The organism is Streptomyces sp. NPDC096339, from assembly GCF_044762985.1.
Lineage (GTDB): Bacteria > Actinomycetota > Actinomycetes > Streptomycetales > Streptomycetaceae > Streptomyces.
Genome location: NZ_JBIWFI010000014.1, coordinates 20,880 through 37,900 on the forward strand (window position 1 = coordinate 20,880; position 17,021 = coordinate 37,900).

The window sequence follows — 17,021 nt, forward strand, 5'->3', positions numbered from 1 at the left end:
CGCCGGGGGGGGTGGCGGCCCCGCCGCCCGCCCCCCCCCCACGACGGGGTCAGGGCAAGACAAAAGGCCGGTTCACCAGAGGTGAACCGGCCTTTTGTGGCAACCGGTAGGGCTGCGCTACGACGGGAGGCGTCAGCGCGAGACCTTGCCGGCCTTGATGCACGAGGTGCAGGCGTTGAGGCGCTTCGGCGTCCCATTGACCACGGCACGGACGCGCTGGATGTTCGGGTTCCAGCGACGCGAGGTGCGGCGGTGCGAGTGGGAGATGTTGTTGCCGAAGCTCGGCCCCTTGGCGCAAACGTCGCAGTTGGCAGCCACAGGTCACTCCAAAACTTCAGATGCAATTACAGTGAAATCCGGCGCACCGGATCAGAGGTCTGAAGTGGTTTGCCGGAAGAATGGCCCGACTCTCATCGGGCAACCGGAGCAGCATACAACGACTGCTCCCGTCCAAGAAAACTACCACGGCTGCCGCCGCTCCCGCCCCGGGGTCCCGCCGCCCCGGCAGTCCGGCGTTACCCTGCGGTGAACCCTGGCCCGCACAAGGAGGAACGCCCGGTGCCGCACGAGCCGCAGCCGCAGCACGCCGACGAGCTCGACGCCGAAGCGGTGCGCACCTGGAGCTCGCTGGCCCTGACCGCACTGGGCCGGGCCCGCGAGGACATCGACGCGATCAACGTCTACCCGGTGGCCGACGCGGACACCGGCACCAACCTCTACCTCACCGCCGAATCCGGCGCCCGCGCCGTCACCGAAGTGACGCAGGACACGGAGCCCGCCTCCCTGGCCCAGGCCGTACGGGCCTACGCGCACGGCGCGCTCATAGGCGCCCGCGGCAACTCCGGGACCATCCTGGCGCAGCTGCTGAGGGGCGTGGCCGACGTCCTGGGCGGCGAGCCCGGGGACCGGGCCCCCGGCCGGCTGCTGGCCCGGGCGCTGACCCGGGCCGCGGAGGAGGCGTACCAGGCCGTCGCCCACCCCGTGGAGGGCACCATGCTCACCGTCGCCGCGGCGGCGGCACGGGCCGGCGAGGCCGCCGGGGCCGCCGCCGGGACCGCGGCGGACGTGGCCGGGGCGGCGTACGGAGCGGCCCGCGCCGCACTCGCGGAGACCCCCGGGCAGCTGGCCGCGCTGGGCCGGGCCGGGGTGGTCGACGCGGGGGGCTGCGGGCTGGTCGCCGTACTCGGGGCCCTGTGGCAGGCGCTGTCCGGGCAGGAGCCGGCCCCCGAGGAGGTCCGCGGCCGGACCGTGGCCGTACCGGAGCCGTCCGAGCCCTGCGAGCAGGAGGCCGGGCCCGCCTACGAGGTGGTCTACCTGCTGGAGGCGCCCGAAGCGGCGGTGGAGGAGCTGCGCGCACGGCTCGACGGGCTGGGCGACTCGCTGGTGGTGGTCGGCGGCGAGGGGCTGTGGAACGTCCACGTCCACGTCGACGACCCCGGCGCGGCCGTCGAGGCCGGCGTCGTCGCCGGCCGCCCGTACCGGATACGGATCACGCACTTCGGCGACGAACGGCGCAGGGCGCGCGGCGAACGCGTCCAGCGGGCCGTGGTCGCCGTGGTCCCGGGCGAAGGCCTGGCCGTGCTGTGCGAGGAGGCCGGCGCGACCACCCTGCTCGCCCGCGCCGGGGAGGTCCCGGACATCGCCGGACTCCTCGACGCCGTGCGGCGCGCGCACGCCCGCGAGGTGGTCCTGCTGCCGGGCAGCGCCGAGCTGCGGGCGGCGGCGGCCGCGGCGGCCGACCAGGCCCGGGCCGAGGGCGTTCGGGTCGCGGTGATCCCCACCCGCTCCGCCGTCCAGAGCCTGGCCGCCCTCGCCGTGCACGACGGGGACGGCACCTTCGACGAGGACGTGGTCGCCATGACGGCGGCCGCCGGCGCCACCCGCTACGGGGAACTGGCCGTCGCCGAACGCCAGTCCTTCACCTCGGCCGGCATCTGCCAGGCCGGAGACGTGCTCGGCCTCATCGACGGCGACGTCGCGGTGATCGGCGGAGGCCTGCCCGAGACCGCCGAAGCCGTCCTGGACCGGATGCTCGGCTCCGGCGGCGAACTCGTCACCCTGGTCCTGGGCCCCGAGGTGCCGGACGCCCTCGCCGAGCGCCTGGAGGCGTACGTACAGCAGGGGCACCTGGCCGTGGACACCGTCACCTACCGGGGCGGCCGCTACTCGGCGCCGCTGCTCATCGGGGTGGAATAGCGGGCTTGTCAGCGCGATGGTGTGCAATGAACACGTGCCCGCGCTCGACGAAGACCTCAAGAAGACGCTCGGCCCCGCCACCGCCAAGGTGCTGGCCGAGCAGCTCGGCCTGCACACGGCCCTGGACCTGCTCCACCACTACCCGCGGCGGTACGCCGAGCGCGGTGAGCTGACCTCGCTGGCCGACCTCGCCGACCAGATCGACGAGCACGTCACCGTCGTCGCCCAGGTCGCCGACGCCCGGCTGCTGACCTACCAGGGCAGCCGCGGCGGCGGGAAGCGCCTCGAAGTCACCATCACCGACGGCAACGGCCGGCTCCAGCTGGTCTTCTTCGGAGCCGGGGTCCACAAGCCGCACAAGGAACTGCTGCCCGGCAGCCGCGCGATGTTCGCGGGCAAGGTGTCGATGTTCAACCGCAAGCTCCAGCTCGCCCACCCCGCGTACGAGCCGCTCGGCGCGGACGCCTCCGACCGGGACGCGGCGGCGGCCTTCGCCAATCAGCTCATCCCGATCTACCCGGCCTGCGCCAAGCTGGAGTCCTGGAAGATCGCCAAGTGCGTGGACGCCGTGCTGCCCAGGGCCCAGGAGGTCGTGGACCCGCTGCCGGCCGCCCTGCGCGACGGCCGGGGGCTGGTCCCGCTCACCGAGGCCCTGCTGAAGATCCACCGACCGGCCTCCAAGGCCGACGTGGAGGACGCCCGTCAGCGGCTGAAGTGGGACGAGGCCTTCGTCCTCCAGGTCGCCCTGGCCCGCCGCCGGCACGCCGACGCCCAGCTCCCGGCCGTCCCCCGCCGCCCCAGCCCGGGCGGCCTGCTCGACTCCTTCGACGCCAAGCTCCCGTTCACCCTCACCGAGGGCCAGCAGACCGTCTCCAAGGAGATCTTCGACGACCTGGCCACCGAACACCCCATGCACCGCCTCCTCCAGGGCGAGGTCGGTTCGGGCAAGACGATGGTGGCCCTGCGGGCCATGCTCGCCGTCGTGGACTCCGGGGGGCAGGCCGCCATGCTCGCGCCCACCGAGGTGCTCGCCCAGCAGCACCACCGCTCCGTCACCGAGATGATGGGCGAGCTGGCCGAGGGAGGGATGCTCGGCGGCTCGGACCAGGGGACCAAGGTGGTGCTGCTCACCGGGTCGATGGGGATGCCCGCACGGCGCCAGGCACTGCTCGACCTGGTCACCGGCGATGCCGGGATCGTGATCGGCACGCACGCGCTGATCGAGGACAAGGTGCAGTTCCACGACCTGGGACTGGTCGTCGTCGACGAACAGCACCGGTTCGGCGTCGAACAGCGCGACGCCCTGCGGTCCAAGGGGAAGCAGCCGCCGCACCTGCTCGTCATGACCGCGACCCCGATCCCGCGCACCGTCGCGATGACCGTCTTCGGCGATCTGGAGACCTCCGTCCTCGACCAGCTGCCCGCCGGCCGCTCCCCGATCGCCACGCACGTGGTCCCCGCGAAGGACAAGCCGCACTTCCTCGCACGCGCCTGGGAACGGGTCCGCGAGGAGGTGGAGAACGGCCACCAGGCGTATGTGGTCTGCCCCCGCATCGGAGACGAGGAGGAACCGAAGAAGAAGGGCTCCGCGCAGGACGAGGCCGAGAAGCGGCCGCCGCTCGCCGTCCTGGACATCGCCGAGCAGCTCACGCGGGGCCCGCTCGCGGGGCTGTCGGTGGAGGTGCTGCACGGCCGCATGGATCCGGCCGACAAGGACGACGTGATGCGCCGGTTCGCCGCCGGCGAGGTCAAGGTGCTGGTCGCCACGACCGTGATCGAGGTCGGGGTGAACGTCCCGAACTCCACCGTCATGGTGATCATGGACGCGGACCGCTTCGGCGTCTCCCAGCTCCACCAGCTGCGCGGCCGCGTCGGCCGCGGCTCCGCACCGGGGCTGTGCCTGCTGGTCAGCGAGATGCACGAGGCGAGCCCCGCCCGCGCCCGGCTGGCCGCCGTCGCCGCGACCCTGGACGGCTTCGAACTCTCCCGGATCGACCTGGAGGCGCGCCGCGAGGGCGACGTCCTCGGCCAGGCCCAGTCCGGGGTGCGCTCCTCGCTGCGGGTGCTGTCCGTCATCGAGGACGAGGAGGTCATCGCCCAGGCCCGCGAAGAGGCTGGCCGCGTGGTCGCCGCCGATCCGGAGCTGGAGCGGCTGCCGGGCCTGCGCACCGCCCTGGACGCACTCCTGGACACCGAGCGGGAGCAGTACCTGGAGAAGGGCTGACAATGGGGGTGCCCGTTGTCCCCGAAGATCGAAGGACCCCCAGATGACCCGCGTGATCGCCGGCAGCGCCGGCGGGCGACGGCTGACCGTGCCCCCCGGCACCGGCACCCGGCCGACCTCGGACCGGATGCGCGAAGGGCTCTTCTCCACCTGGGAGTCGCTGCACGGAGTCGAAGGGGCCCGGGTGCTCGACCTGTACGGCGGCTCCGGGGCCGTGGGCCTGGAGGCCCTCTCGCGCGGCGCCGCCCACGCCCTGCTGGTCGAGGCCGACGCCAAGGCCGCCAAGGCGATCCGGGACAACATCAGGGCGCTGGGCCTGCCCGGCGCCGAGTTCCGGGCGGGCAAGGCCGAGCAGGTCATCGCGGGAGCCGCGCCCGGGGACCCGTACGACATCGTCTTCCTGGACCCGCCGTACGCCGTGGACCACGCGGAACTGCGGGAGATCCTCCTCACACTCCGGTCCAATGGCTGGATCACGGACGATGCGCTCGTCACCGTGGAGCGCAGCACGAGGAGCGGCGCCTTCCCGTGGCCCGAGGGCTTCGAGCCGCTGCGGTCACGGAAGTACGGCGAGGGCACCCTTTGGTACGGTCGCGCCGCCTTCACCAGCGAAGACTCATGAACGAGGGAGTTCAGTTGCGCCGCGCCGTCTGTCCCGGGTCCTTCGACCCCATCACCAACGGACACCTCGACATCATCGGACGCGCCTCCAGGCTCTACGACGTCGTGCACGTCGCCGTGATGATCAACCAGTCGAAGAAGGGCCTGTTCACCGTCGAGGAGCGGATCGAGCTGATCCGCGAGGCGGTGGCGGACTACGGCAACGTCGAGGTCGAGTCCTTCCACGGGCTGCTCGTCGACTTCTGCAAGCAGCGGGACATCCCGGCCATCGTCAAGGGTCTGCGCGCCGTCAGCGACTTCGACTACGAGCTCCAGATGGCCCAGATGAACATGGGTCTCTCGGGTGTCGAGACGCTGTTCGTGCCGACCAACCCCACCTACAGCTTCCTGTCCTCCTCGCTGGTCAAGGAGGTCGCGGCCTGGGGCGGCGACGTCGCCCACCTGCTGCCCGCGCACGTGCACGCGGCGCTGATGGAACGGCTGCGCGAGCGCTGATCCCGGGGCCCGCCGCCTGACCTGACGTCAGGCGGTGTCGGACGTCCACCCGCTGGCCTTACAGTCGTGCCGTCCGTCTCAGGAACCGCCCGAGGCCGAGAGAGTGCGAGCCCCCATGGACGTGCAGAAGAAGCTCGACGAGATCGTCGCGGCCGTCGGCGGCGCCCGGTCCATGCCCATGTCGGCCTCGTGCGTGATCAACCGCGCCGAGCTGCTCGCCCAGCTCGAAGAGGTCCGCCAGGCGCTTCCCGGATCGCTCGCGCAGGCCCGGGAACTCATCGGCGGCCGGGAGCAGATGGTCGAGGAGGCCCGCCGGGAGGCGGAGCGGATCATCGAGTCCGCCCACAACCAGCGCGGTTCGCTGATCTCCGACACCGAGATCGCGCGGCGCTCCCAGGCCGAGGCGGACCGGATCCTGGAGGAGGCCCGCCGCGAGGCCGAGGAGATCCGAGCCGAGGCCGACGACTACGTCGACAGCAAGCTCGCGAACTTCGAGGTCGTGCTGACCAAGACCATCGGCTCGGTGGACCGCGGCCGGGAGAAGCTGCTGGGCCGCGGCCCCGGTCTCGACGAGCACGGCTACGACGACGCCGAGGCGCCCGAGCGCAGCCACGACCCCGAAACGCAGCGCCGGCAGGCGGACGCGTACGTGGACACCAAGCTGGCGACCTTCGAGGCGGTGCTGTCCAAGACCCTGGAGGCCGTGGGCCGCGGCCGGCAGAAGCTGCTGGGGCGGGTGCCCACGGACGACCTGGGCGCGCACATGGCCGCCCAGGAGGCCGCGGGCGGCCAGGCCTCCCGCTCGGCGAGCGACGCGGACTTCCTGGCGGGCCTGGCCGAACCGGCGGCGCCCGTGGCCCCGCAGATCCCGGCGCAGGCGGAACCCGTGTACGACATGTACTCCGGCCGGGGGGCCGACTCCGCCGGGGCGGCCTACACGGGCTCGTACGCGGGGCAGCAGGACGCGTACGCGTACCCGGACCCCTACACCGGCACCGACGGCGCGGGCGTGGCCTACGGGGCGCCCTACGCCGGTCAGCAGCAGGACCCGTACGCCGGCTACCACCAGGTCCAGCAGCCCGACCCGTACGCCGCGCACTACGAAGAGCAGCCGCAGGCCCCCGGGCAGCCCGCGCTCGACGAGACCAGCTTCTTCGACACGAGCATGATCAACCTGGACCAGCTGCGCCAGTACGAACAGGGGCGCTAGACCCGGATTGGGCTCAGGGCGAAGCGGCGGGTATCCTGGCTGTTCGGTCGCGCGTATGCACCGCGATCCATGCTGCCCTCAAGCGGCGGAAATCTTGATCTTCAGCGATCTGTGAAAGCAGGAACGGCCCTGAACACCCGCCTCGACCACCGCAACCCCCTCGTGTTCGACACGCACGAGTTGGGTCGGCGTCCTGGTGCCATGCAGCGGCTGTCCCGTGAGATCGAGGCACCGGCGGACTTCGGTCTCACCGGCGTCATCGGAGTGCCGGAAGGTGCCCCGGTCAAGATCAACCTCCGTCTCGAGTCGGTCATGGAAGGGGTGCTTGTCACAGGCACCGCTCGTGCATCGGCCGTAGGTGAGTGCGTAAGGTGTCTGGAGTCCGTGGAGCGCGAGCTCAAGGCGGACTTCCAGGAGATGTTCTCGTACCCTGACGCCGACGACCGGGGCCGCCCCAAGGCGGAGCCGGCCGACGACGCCGAGGACGACGAGGACACGCTCTACCTTGAGGACGGCTTGTTCGACCTCGAACCCGTGCTGCGGGATGTGGTGGTGCTCGCACTGCCCATGCAGCCGGTGTGCCGGGAGGACTGTCTCGGACTGTGCCCCGATTGCGGGCTCAGCCTGAACGAGGACCCGGACCACCACCATGACGCCGTCGACATCCGTTGGGCGGCTTTGCAAGGACTCGTCGTGACCGATCAGGACGACGAGAAGGACAACATGAGCGGCACTGCCTCTGACGGAGTTCAGGGCGCCGCCGAGAAGCAGGAGAAGTAGCCGTGGCTGTTCCGAAGCGGAAGATGTCGCGCAGCAACACGCGCCACCGCCGGTCGCAGTGGAAGGCTGCGGTCCCCACCCTGGTTTCGTGTGAGCGTTGCCAGGAGCCGAAGCTCCAGCACATTGCGTGCCCGAGCTGCGGCACCTACAACAAGCGCCAGGTCCTCGAGGTCTGAGCGGCTGGTGAGAGGCGCAATGTCTGAGCTGTCCAACGCTGAGAAGCAGGCAGACAGTAACAACGCGGCCTCGTCCCACACGCTTCTGGAAGGGCGGCTCGGGTATCGACTCGAGTCCGCCCTTCTGGTGCGTGCACTGACCCACCGTTCGTACGCGTACGAGAACGGCGGTCTGCCCACCAACGAACGCCTGGAGTTCCTCGGGGACTCCGTGCTGGGCCTGGTGGTCACGGACACGCTGTACACGACCCACCCCGATCTCCCCGAGGGCCAGCTGGCCAAGCTCCGGGCCGCGGTGGTCAACTCGCGCGCACTTGCGGAGGTCGGACGCGGCCTCGATCTCGGCTCCTTCATCCGGCTCGGCCGGGGCGAAGAGGGCACGGGAGGCCGGGACAAGGCCTCCATCCTCGCCGACACCCTTGAAGCGGTGATCGGCGCGGTCTATCTCGACCAGGGCCTCGACGCGGCCTCGGAGCTGGTGCACCGGCTCTTCGACCCGCTCATCGAGAAGTCCTCGAACCTCGGCGCCGGCCTGGACTGGAAGACCAGCCTCCAGGAGCTCACGGCCGCCGAAGGTCTTGGCGTACCGGAATACCTGGTCACGGAGACCGGTCCGGACCACGAGAAGACCTTCACCGCTGCCGCCCGCGTCGGTGGTGTCTCGTACGGCACCGGCACCGGCCGCAGCAAGAAGGAAGCGGAACAGCAGGCGGCGGAGTCCGCGTGGCGCGGGATCCGTGCCGCCGCGGACGAGCGGATCGCGGCCGAGGCCGCTGCCGCAGCCGCTCCGGCCGAAGCCACGGCTCCGGCCGAGGCCGCGGACGGCGGGGCGCCGAAGCCCGCCGAACCGGCGCCGGGTGCCTGACCCTTCCTTGGCCTTCGGGCTTCCCCCGCCCCGTCACCTGCGCAGCAGGCGGCGGGGCGGACCCGTTTCCGGGGCCTTCCGCACTGGTCGGTACGCTCACGGGAGAGAGCCCGATCCGATAACCCCGGAGGAACACCGTGCCCGAGCTGCCCGAGGTCGAAGTCGTGCGGCGGGGCCTGGAGCGCTGGGTGGCCGGGCGGACCGTGGAGGCCGTCGAGGTCCTGCACCCGAGGGCCGTACGGCGCCACGCGGGTGGCGGGGCCGACTTCGCGGCGAGGCTGCGCGGGGAGACGATCGGCGTGCCGCAGCGGCGCGGGAAGTACCTGTGGCTGCCCCTGGAGGGCGGCCACCAGTCGGTTCTCGGGCACCTCGGCATGAGCGGGCAGCTGCTCGTGCAGCCGTTGGACGCCCCCGACGAGAAGCACCTGCGGATCAGGGTCCGGTTCGAGGACGACCGCGGGACGGAGCTGCGCTTCGTCGACCAGCGGACCTTCGGCGGGCTCTCACTGCACGAGAACACGCCCGACGGGCTGCCCGACGTCATCGCGCACATCGCCCGGGACCCCTTGGACCCGCTGTTCGACGAGGGTGCCTACCATCTCGCGCTGCGGGCCAAGCGGACCACCGTCAAGCGGGCGCTGCTGGACCAGTCGCTGATCAGCGGGGTCGGCAACATCTACGCCGACGAGGCGCTGTGGCGCGCCAAGCTGCACTACGAGCGCCCCACCGCGAACCTCACGCGCCCCCGGAGCGCGGAACTCCTCGGTCACGTACGCGATGTCATGAACGCCGCCCTCGCGGTCGGCGGCACCAGCTTCGACAGCCTCTACGTCAACGTGAACGGCGAGTCGGGGTACTTCGACCGCTCGCTCGACGCCTACGGGCGCGAGGACGAGCCCTGCCGCCGCTGCGGTACGCCGATGCGGCGCCGGCCGTGGATGAACCGGTCGAGCTACTTCTGCCCGCGCTGTCAGCGGCCGCCGCGCGTTTCGTCGTAGGACTGCCGGGCGGACAGCACCTGGGTCATGTTCCCCTCCAGGAAGTGGATGAGGGAGAGCAGCCGGTCGGCGACCTCGGTGCCGAGCGGGGTCAGCCGGTAGTCGACGCGGGGCGGGTTGGTCGGCTGCGCCTCGCGGTGGACGACGCCGTCGCGCTCCAGCGCGTGCAGCGTCTGGGAGAGCATCTTCTCGCTGACCCCCTCCACCCGTCGGCGCAGCTCGTTGAAGCGGCACGGGCCCTCGCGCAGCGCGCCCAGGGTCAGGCTGCCCCAGCGGCCGGTGACGTGTTCCAGGGTCTCGCGGGAGGGGCAGGCGCGCGCGAAGACGTCGAACGGTGGCTCGGTCCCGGCGGCTTCGGTACAGACGGCAGGTGTGTCCATGAGGAATAGCGTACTCCTCCACAGCGCTAACCATTAGGTTGCGCTTTCTGAAAGTTAGTGCTTTGCTTCTTCTCGTCGCACCACACCTCGTGGTCCGACGAGAACGCTTCCCGAGGGAGAGATCACCTTGTCCGGTATCACGCACGCCCCCGTCGTCTCGATCGCCTACCACTCGGGTTACGGCCACACCGCGGTCGTGGCCGAGGCCGTGCGCAGCGGCGCCGCCGAGGCCGGGGCCACCGTCCACCTGATCAAGGTGGACGAGATCGACGACGCCCAGTGGGCGCTGCTCGACGCGTCCGACGCGATCGTCTTCGGCTCGCCGACCTACATGGGCACCGCCTCCGGCGCCTTCCACGTCTTCGCCGAGGCCACCTCGAAGCGCTGGTTCGGCGACGCCTGGCAGGACAAGGTGGCCGCCGGGTTCACCAACTCCGGCTCCAAGAGCGGCGACAAGCTGCACACCCTGCAGTTCTTCCAGATCCTCGCCGCACAGCACGGCATGAGCTGGGTCAACCTGGGCCTGAAGCCGGGCTGGAACACCAGCACCGCCTCCGAGAACGACCTCAACCGCCTCGGCTTCTTCTCCGGCGCGGCGGCCCAGTCCAACTCCGACGAGGGTGCGGACGCCGTCCACAAGGCCGACATCGCCACCGCCGAGCACCTGGGCCGTCGCGTGGCCGAGCACGCCCGCGTCGTGGTGGCGGGCCGCGCGGCACTCGCCGCGCTCTGACCGCTGAAAGGTCCGGCTGAAGGGTCCGGCTGAACGGCCGGACTAGAAGCCGAAGTCCTGGGTCCACCAGGGGCCGCCGGCGGCGAAGTACGCGCCGACGCCCAGGGTGCGGAACTCGCAGTTCAGGATGTTCGCCTTGTGGCCGGGGCTGTTCATCCAGGCCTTCATCACGGACTCGGCGTCGCCCTGGCCGCGGGCTATGTTCTCGCCGCCGAGGCCCCCGACGCCCGCCTTGGCGGCCCGGTCCCAGGGGCTGAGCCCATCGGGGTCCGTGTGGTCGAAGAAGGCGCGCGTGGCCATGTCCTTGCTGAACGCCTCCGCGAGCGTCGCCAGCGGCGGGTTGGCCCGCACCGGGCCGCATCCCGCCATGGCTCGCTCCTGGTTCACCAGGGCCAGTACGGCGGCCTCCTCGGCGGAGTGCCCGTCCGTCGGGGTGGCCGGTGCCGGGGCGGCGGTCTTCTCCGGGGACTTGGTGGCGGGCGCCGGCTCGGCGGCGGGCTCGGTCGTGGGCTTCGCGGCGGGCTTGGCGGCGGGCTTGGCGACGGGCTTGGTGGAAGGCGCGGCGCTCGGTGTGCCGCTCGGCGAGGGGGAGCCGGACGGGCTCGGGCTCCTCGACACCGACGGCGACGGTGAGGTCGAGGCCGAGGTCGAGGCCGAGGGGGAGGCCGGGGCGGAGGGCGAGACCGAGGCGCTCCCGGTGGGGGAGGGGCTCTGGGGCTGCGGGGCGCGGCCGGGCAGGTGGGCGAGGCCGCCCAGCGGCTGGGCCGACCGGTCGGGGCTCGGCGAGGCCTTCGCCTGGGCCTGCCCCTCGCCGGCGTCCGCGGTGGCGCTGACCCCCACGTAAGGGAAGGAACCGCCGACCGGCACCATGCCGGTCGTGATCGCCGTCGTGCCGAGGGTCACTGCCACCGCGACACCCAGAAGACCGGTGCGCAGGGCGGTGCGGCGCGCGCCACCGGGGCGCGGTGCGGAGGGGAGAGCGTGGCGTCCCATCGGCGTCGGGCCTTCCTTGTAAGATCACGATCGCTGTTTGCTCGCCCGAACGGGTGAGCTCATTGGTGCGCGACTGTACGCCATGGGACAAGGGGGGCGATGTGCTCCAAAATCGTTTGCCCGGTTAGCGTTCACGCATGAATGAAGATGTCCGCCTGACCGCCTGGGTGCGCGGCCGTGTACAGGGAGTGGGCTTCCGCTGGTTCACCAGGGAGAACGCTCTGGGGATCGGCGGGCTCGTAGGCTTCGCGCTCAACCTCGACGACGGGCGAGTGCAGGTGGTGGCCGAGGGTCAACGTGAGAATTGCCACCGGCTGCTCGACTGGCTCCGCTCCGCCGACACGCCCGGGCAGGTGGACGGAGTGACAGAGATCTGGGGCACACCGCGCGGTGGCTACGACGGATTCGCGATCCGTTGACCGATCGACTGATCATGTACTGATCACACCCGAGGAGCGACCGCATACGGTCGGAACTGCGCGTTCCTCGCCGAGACGTTGCCGAAGCCCGTGATCCGTGGAAGGCTCGGAGACGAGGATGATCTCCACGCCCCTTGCGCGGGCCGGGCTGCCCGCCGATACGGGGCGTGATCGTGTTGACCGTCAAACTTTTTGGTGAGACGCTGGAAGCCCCGCGCACCTGAGCTGTTTGGCAGTGTTGGCAGTATTAAGCGCAGTGACTGTCAGTCGCTGTCGGACATCCGCGGGTGCGATTCCCTCACGACCCACACCGCTTCGGTCGGTCACTCAGTGTGGAGGACCATCCATCATGGCAAAGGCGCTTCTCGGTTACGTCGGCGGTTCCGACCCGCGACTCCTCGCCGAGATGCGACGGCTTCAGCAGCGCGTCCAGGACCTCGAGTCCGAGCTCGTACGGATTCAGTCCGAAAATGACGCGCTGAACGCGGCCGCCGCCCAGCACGACGGAGATTCGCTGCTGGACCGCATCGACATCGACGTACCCCAGGCGGAGCCTGCGCTCACCTGATCCGCGCTACTCGTCGCTCGACTCCGAGCCCGGCATGATCTGCAAGGGACGCTCCGGCGTCCCTTCTTCCTTTCGGCACCGCCTTCTTTCGGCACCGCGCCGCGAGGCGTCGGGCCAGGCTGGGCAATTCCTTTAACGTCAGTTGTGCCCTGCACCTTCATGGGTGAAACAGAACGCGAAAGGTAGAGTCCGGCGGCGTGCACCTCAAGTCCCTGACCCTGCGTGGCTTCAAATCCTTTGCATCCGCCACGACCCTGCGCTTCGAACCCGGCATCACCTGTGTCGTGGGTCCGAACGGCTCGGGCAAGTCCAATGTGGTGGACGCGCTGTCCTGGGTCATGGGCGAACAAGGGGCCAAGTCCCTGCGCGGCGGGAAGATGGAAGACGTCATCTTCGCCGGGACCACGGGCCGGCCGCCCCTCGGGCGCGCCGAGGTGTCCCTGACCATCGACAACTCCGACGGCGCGCTGCCCATCGACTACGCCGAAGTCACCATCACCCGGATCATGTTCCGCGGCGGCAGCAGCGAGTACCAGATCAACGGGGACACCTGCCGCCTGCTCGACATCCAGGAGCTGCTCTCCGACTCCGGCATCGGCCGCGAGATGCACGTCATCGTCGGCCAGGGGCAGCTGGACTCCGTACTGCACGCCGACCCCATGGGACGCCGCGCCTTCATCGAGGAGGCGGCCGGAGTCCTCAAGCACCGCAAGCGCAAGGAGAAGGCGCTGCGGAAGCTGGACGCGATGCAGGCCAATCTCGCGCGCGTGCAGGACCTCGGCGACGAGCTGCGGCGGCAGCTCAAGCCGCTGGGACGGCAGGCGGCCGTGGCGCGGCGGGCCGCCGTGATCCAGGCCGACCTGCGTGACGCCCGGCTGCGGCTGCTCGCCGACGACCTGGTCACGCTGCGGCGGGCGCTCGACGAGGAGCTCGCGGACGAGGCGGCCCTGAAGGAACGCAAGGAGGCCGCAGAGGCGCAGCTCGCGGGCGCGCTGCGCCGGGAGGCCGAACTGGAGGCGGCGGTGGGGGAGCTGGCCCCCAGGCTCCGGCGGGCCCAGCAGACCTGGTACGAACTGTCCCAACTGGCCGAGCGGGTACGCGGGACCGCTTCCCTGGCCGACGCGCGGGTCAAGAGCGCGACGGCTCCGGCCGAGGAGGAGCGGCGCGGCCGCGACCCCGAGGACATGCGGCGGGAGGCCGCGCGGATCCGCGAGCAGGAGGCGGAACTGACGGCGGCTCTGGAGGCGGCCTCGCGTGCGCTGGAGGACACCGCCGAGCACCGGGGCGAGCTGGAGCGGGCCCTGGCCGAGGAGGAACGGCGACTGCGGGACGCGGCCAGGGCCATCGCGGACCGGCGCGAGGGGCTGGCCCGGCTGACGGGCCGGCTCGGAGCCGCACGCTCCCGGGCGGGGGCGGCGCAGGCCGAGATCGACCGGCTGGTCGCGGCGCGCGACGAGGCGGAGCGCCGGGCGGGTGCCGCGCAGGCGGAGTACGAGGCCCTGGCGGAGGAGGTCGGAGGGCTCGACGAACCCTCGCTGGACGCCGAGCACGAGGCGGCCCGGGCGGAGCTGACGGCAGCGGAGGCGGGGCTGTCCGCGGCGCGGGACGCCCTGTCCGAGGCGGAACGTTCGCGGGCGGCGGTGTCGGCGCGGCGCGACGCGCTGGCGCTGGGGCTGCGCCGCAAGGACGGTACGGGCGCGCTGCTCGCGGCGCGCGAGCGGCTGGCCGGGCTGCTGGGCCCGGTCGCCGAGCGGCTCTCCGTGGCCCCGGGGCACGAAGCCGCGGTGGCCGCCGCGTTGGGCTCGGCGGCGGATGCGCTGGCGGTGGCCTCGCCGGGGGCGGCGGCGGAGGCCATCCGGCACCTGCGCGAGGCGGACGCGGGCCGCGCGACGCTCCTGATCACCCCACCGACCACCCTCCCGGGAGGGGGCGCGGCCGCCGCGGCTCCGGCTGCCCTCCCGGGCCAAGGCGGAGCCCCTTCGGCTGCCGCTCCGGCCGCGCTCGCGGGCCGGTCCGGGCCCCTTTCGGCCGCCGCCCCAGCCGCCTTCCCGGGCCGGTCCGGGGTCCCTTCGGCTGCCGCCCCAGCCACCTTCCCGGGCCGGTCCGGGATCCCTTCGGCTGCCGTCCCGGCTGCCCTCCCGGGCCAGGGCTCGGGCCCCGACCAGCCGTCGGCCGAGGCTGGAGACGAGGGCTCTTTCCCCCACCCCACCCCTTCCCGCAACCGGGCTCTGCCCGGACCCGCTCCTCAAACGCCGGAGGGGCTGGATGGGCGGGACCGGGCTCTGCCCGCGCCCGCGGCTCCAGCCGCCGTGCACCACCCAGCCCCTCCCGCGTTTGAGGAGCGGGGTACGGGGCCGAGCCCCGGCGGCGAAGCCGTGCCCCCGGTTGCGCCGCCACTCGGTGAGGCCGCGCCCCTTGCCGCGCCGCCCCTCGGCGAAGCCGCGCCCCTTGCCGCGCCGGGGCCCGGCGGCGGTGGGGGCGGCGGGGCCGTGCCCGCCGCGGAGCTGATCGGCGGGGACGCCGAAGTGCGGCGGGCCGTCGGGTGGGTGCTGCGGGACCACGTCGTCGTCGGCACGCTCGACGAAGCCGAGGCGTTCGTCGTACGGAACCCCGACGCGGTGGCCGTGACCGCGGACGGCGACGTGCTCGGCGCGCACCTCGCCCACGGCGGCTCCGCGGGTGCGCCCAGCCTCATCGAGGTGCAGGCCGCCGTCGACGAGGCCGCGCAGGAGCTGGCCCGGCTGGACGAGCGGTGCCGGGAGCTCGCCGAGGCCAGGGAGGCCGCCCAGGCCCGCCGCCGGGACGCGGCCGCCCTGGTCGAGGAGCTCGCCCAGCGGCGGCGGGCCGCCGAACAGGCCCGCGCCGGGGTCGCGCAGCAGCTCGGGCGCCTCGCCGGACAGGCGAAGGGCGCCGCGGGCGAAGCCGAACGCGCCACCGCCGCCGCCGCGAAGGCGCAGGACGCGCTGGAGCAGGCCCTGGCCGAGGTGGAGGAGTGCGCCGAACGGCTGGCGACGGCCGAGGAGATCCCTGTGGAGGAGGAGCCGGACACCTCCCGGAGGGACCGGCTCGCCGCCGACGGGGCCAACGCCCGGCAGACCGAAATGGAGGCCAGGCTCCAGCTCAGGACCCACGAGGAGCGGGTCAAGGGGCTGGCCGGACGGGCCGATTCGCTGGACCGCGCCGCCAGGGCCGAGGACGAGGCCCGGGCGCGCGCCGAGCGGCGCCGCGCCCGCCTGGCGTACGAGGCACGGGCGGCCCGCGCCGTGGCCGACGGTTCCCGGCAGCTGCTCGCCCACGTGGAGGTGTCGCTGCGCCGGGCCGAGGAGGAGCGCACCGCGGCCGAACACGCAAAGGGCCTGCGGGAGCGGGAGCTCGCCGACGCCCGCAACCACGGCCGCGACCTCAAGGGCGAGCTCGACAAACTCACCGACTCCGTACACCGCGGCGAGGTGCTCGGCGCCGAGAAGCGGCTGCGCATCGAGGCCCTGGAAGGCAGGGCGCTGGAGGAGTTCGGCCTGGAGACCGCCGGACTCGTCGCCGAGTACGGGCCGGACCAGCCGGTGCCCCCGTCCCCGCCCGCCGACGGCGAGACCCTGCCGGAGGATCCGGAGGACCCCCGCAACCTGCCCGGCCCCTTCGTACGGGCGCAGCAGGAGAAGCGGCTCAAGTCCGCCGAGCGGGCCTATCAGCAGCTCGGCAAGGTCAACCCGCTGGCCCTGGAGGAGTTCGCCGCGCTGGAGGAGCGACACCAGTTCCTCAGCACCCAGCTGGAGGACCTGCGCAAGACACGGGCCGACCTCCTTCAAGTGGTGAAGGAGGTCGACGCGCGGGTCGAGCAGGTGTTCACGGAGGCGTACCGCGACACGGCCCGCGAGTTCGAGGGGGTGTTCTCGCGGCTGTTCCCCGGCGGCGAGGGCCGGCTGATCCTCACGGATCCCGACAACATGCTGGCCACCGGCGTCGACGTGGAGGCCCGTCCGCCGGGCAAGAAGGTCAAGCGGCTGTCGCTGCTCTCGGGCGGCGAGCGCTCGCTGACGGCCGTCGCCCTGCTGGTCTCCATCTTCAAGGCGCGGCCCAGTCCGTTCTACGTGATGGACGAGGTGGAGGCCGCCCTGGACGACACCAACCTGCAGCGGCTGATCCGGATCATGGAGGAGCTCCAGGAGAGCTCGCAGCTGATCGTGATCACGCATCAGAAGCGGACGATGGAGGTCGCCGACGCGCTCTACGGCGTCTCGATGCAGGGTGACGGGGTCTCCAAGGTCATCAGCCAGAGACTTCGCTGACAGCCGCTTCATTCAAGAAGTGAATCTCGCCCCCCTGGGATCGCTGCCGCATACGCTCGACCCCCGGTATTGACTTC

Annotated in this window: 16 protein-coding genes; 13 read left to right on the forward strand and 3 right to left on the reverse strand. The window is 72.2% G+C overall.

The window, feature by feature from the left end:
• Nucleotides 1-132: 132 nt before the first annotated feature.
• The gene (gene rpmB / locus ACIQ5Y_RS19555; RefSeq protein ID WP_007266795.1) at nt 133-318 is read right to left on the reverse strand and encodes a 50S ribosomal protein L28; all 186 of its coding nucleotides are present in this window, start codon (nt 316-318) and stop codon (nt 133-135) included.
• Between the two features lie 240 nt (nt 319-558).
• Here rpmB and ACIQ5Y_RS19560 point away from each other — a divergent pair, with 240 nt between their 5' ends.
• The 9 genes from ACIQ5Y_RS19560 (at nt 559) to mutM (ending at nt 9,565) form a co-directional block, all read left to right on the forward strand.
• Nucleotides 559-2,196, forward strand: coding sequence for a DAK2 domain-containing protein (locus ACIQ5Y_RS19560; protein WP_403881537.1), 1,638 nt, complete (start codon nt 559-561; stop codon nt 2,194-2,196).
• A 16-nt stretch (nt 2,197-2,212) separates the two neighbouring features.
• The gene (gene recG, locus ACIQ5Y_RS19565) at nt 2,213-4,420 is read left to right on the forward strand and encodes an ATP-dependent DNA helicase RecG (protein ID WP_403881540.1); all 2,208 of its coding nucleotides are present in this window, start codon (nt 2,213-2,215) and stop codon (nt 4,418-4,420) included.
• 43 nt (nt 4,421-4,463) lie between these two features.
• Nucleotides 4,464-5,042 (forward strand): 16S rRNA (guanine(966)-N(2))-methyltransferase RsmD, encoded by a 579-nt coding sequence (gene rsmD, locus ACIQ5Y_RS19570; RefSeq protein WP_403881543.1) that lies wholly within the window; start codon nt 4,464-4,466, stop codon nt 5,040-5,042.
• A gap of 14 nt (nt 5,043-5,056) precedes the next feature.
• Entirely contained in the window at nt 5,057-5,536 is a 480-nt protein-coding gene (gene coaD, locus ACIQ5Y_RS19575) for a pantetheine-phosphate adenylyltransferase (RefSeq protein WP_384594215.1), read from the forward strand.
• A 115-nt stretch (nt 5,537-5,651) separates the two neighbouring features.
• The gene (locus tag ACIQ5Y_RS19580) at nt 5,652-6,746 is read left to right on the forward strand and encodes a cell division initiation protein (RefSeq protein ID WP_403881546.1); all 1,095 of its coding nucleotides are present in this window, start codon (nt 5,652-5,654) and stop codon (nt 6,744-6,746) included.
• A 69-nt stretch (nt 6,747-6,815) separates the two neighbouring features.
• A complete protein-coding gene (locus ACIQ5Y_RS19585; protein WP_403881549.1) occupies nt 6,816-7,526 on the forward strand; it encodes a YceD family protein in 711 nt (236 codons plus the stop codon).
• A 2-nt stretch (nt 7,527-7,528) separates the two neighbouring features.
• Nucleotides 7,529-7,702, forward strand: a complete 174-nt coding sequence (gene rpmF / locus ACIQ5Y_RS19590) for a 50S ribosomal protein L32 (protein ID WP_003965982.1) — start codon at nt 7,529-7,531, stop codon at nt 7,700-7,702.
• Nucleotides 7,703-7,721: 19 nt separating this feature from the next.
• Nucleotides 7,722-8,567: a ribonuclease III gene (gene rnc / locus ACIQ5Y_RS19595; protein WP_403881552.1), complete on the forward strand. Its 846-nt coding sequence runs from the start codon at nt 7,722-7,724 to the stop codon at nt 8,565-8,567.
• 137 nt (nt 8,568-8,704) lie between these two features.
• The gene (gene mutM / locus ACIQ5Y_RS19600) at nt 8,705-9,565 is read left to right on the forward strand and encodes a bifunctional DNA-formamidopyrimidine glycosylase/DNA-(apurinic or apyrimidinic site) lyase (RefSeq protein WP_403881555.1); all 861 of its coding nucleotides are present in this window, start codon (nt 8,705-8,707) and stop codon (nt 9,563-9,565) included.
• On the opposite strand, the gene ACIQ5Y_RS19605 is transcribed toward mutM, so the two are convergent.
• On the reverse strand, nt 9,538-9,945 hold the full coding sequence (locus ACIQ5Y_RS19605) for a winged helix-turn-helix transcriptional regulator (RefSeq protein WP_403881558.1): 408 nt from the start codon (nt 9,943-9,945) through the stop codon (nt 9,538-9,540). The two genes, mutM and ACIQ5Y_RS19605, sit on opposite strands and share 28 nt — an antisense overlap.
• Before the next feature lie 127 nt (nt 9,946-10,072).
• Here ACIQ5Y_RS19605 and ACIQ5Y_RS19610 point away from each other — a divergent pair, with 127 nt between their 5' ends.
• Entirely contained in the window at nt 10,073-10,678 is a 606-nt protein-coding gene (locus ACIQ5Y_RS19610; protein ID WP_403881561.1) for a flavodoxin family protein, read from the forward strand.
• Nucleotides 10,679-10,720: 42 nt separating this feature from the next.
• Here ACIQ5Y_RS19610 and ACIQ5Y_RS19615 read toward each other — a convergent pair whose 3' ends face one another.
• Complete coding sequence (locus ACIQ5Y_RS19615) at nt 10,721-11,671, reverse strand: CAP domain-containing protein (RefSeq protein WP_403881564.1); 951 nt, start codon at nt 11,669-11,671, stop codon at nt 10,721-10,723.
• Nucleotides 11,672-11,808: 137 nt separating this feature from the next.
• Here ACIQ5Y_RS19615 and ACIQ5Y_RS19620 point away from each other — a divergent pair, with 137 nt between their 5' ends.
• From ACIQ5Y_RS19620 to ACIQ5Y_RS19630, 3 genes are all read left to right on the forward strand, one after another.
• Nucleotides 11,809-12,090 carry an acylphosphatase gene (locus ACIQ5Y_RS19620; protein WP_403881567.1) on the forward strand — a complete coding sequence of 94 codons (282 nt, stop codon included), beginning with the start codon at nt 11,809-11,811 and terminating at the stop codon, nt 12,088-12,090.
• A 349-nt stretch (nt 12,091-12,439) separates the two neighbouring features.
• Nucleotides 12,440-12,658 carry a hypothetical protein gene (locus tag ACIQ5Y_RS19625; RefSeq protein WP_030708500.1) on the forward strand — a complete coding sequence of 73 codons (219 nt, stop codon included), beginning with the start codon at nt 12,440-12,442 and terminating at the stop codon, nt 12,656-12,658.
• A gap of 197 nt (nt 12,659-12,855) precedes the next feature.
• Nucleotides 12,856-16,944 carry an AAA family ATPase gene (locus tag ACIQ5Y_RS19630; RefSeq protein WP_403881569.1) on the forward strand — a complete coding sequence of 1,363 codons (4,089 nt, stop codon included), beginning with the start codon at nt 12,856-12,858 and terminating at the stop codon, nt 16,942-16,944.
• Nucleotides 16,945-17,021: the final 77 nt, after the last annotated feature.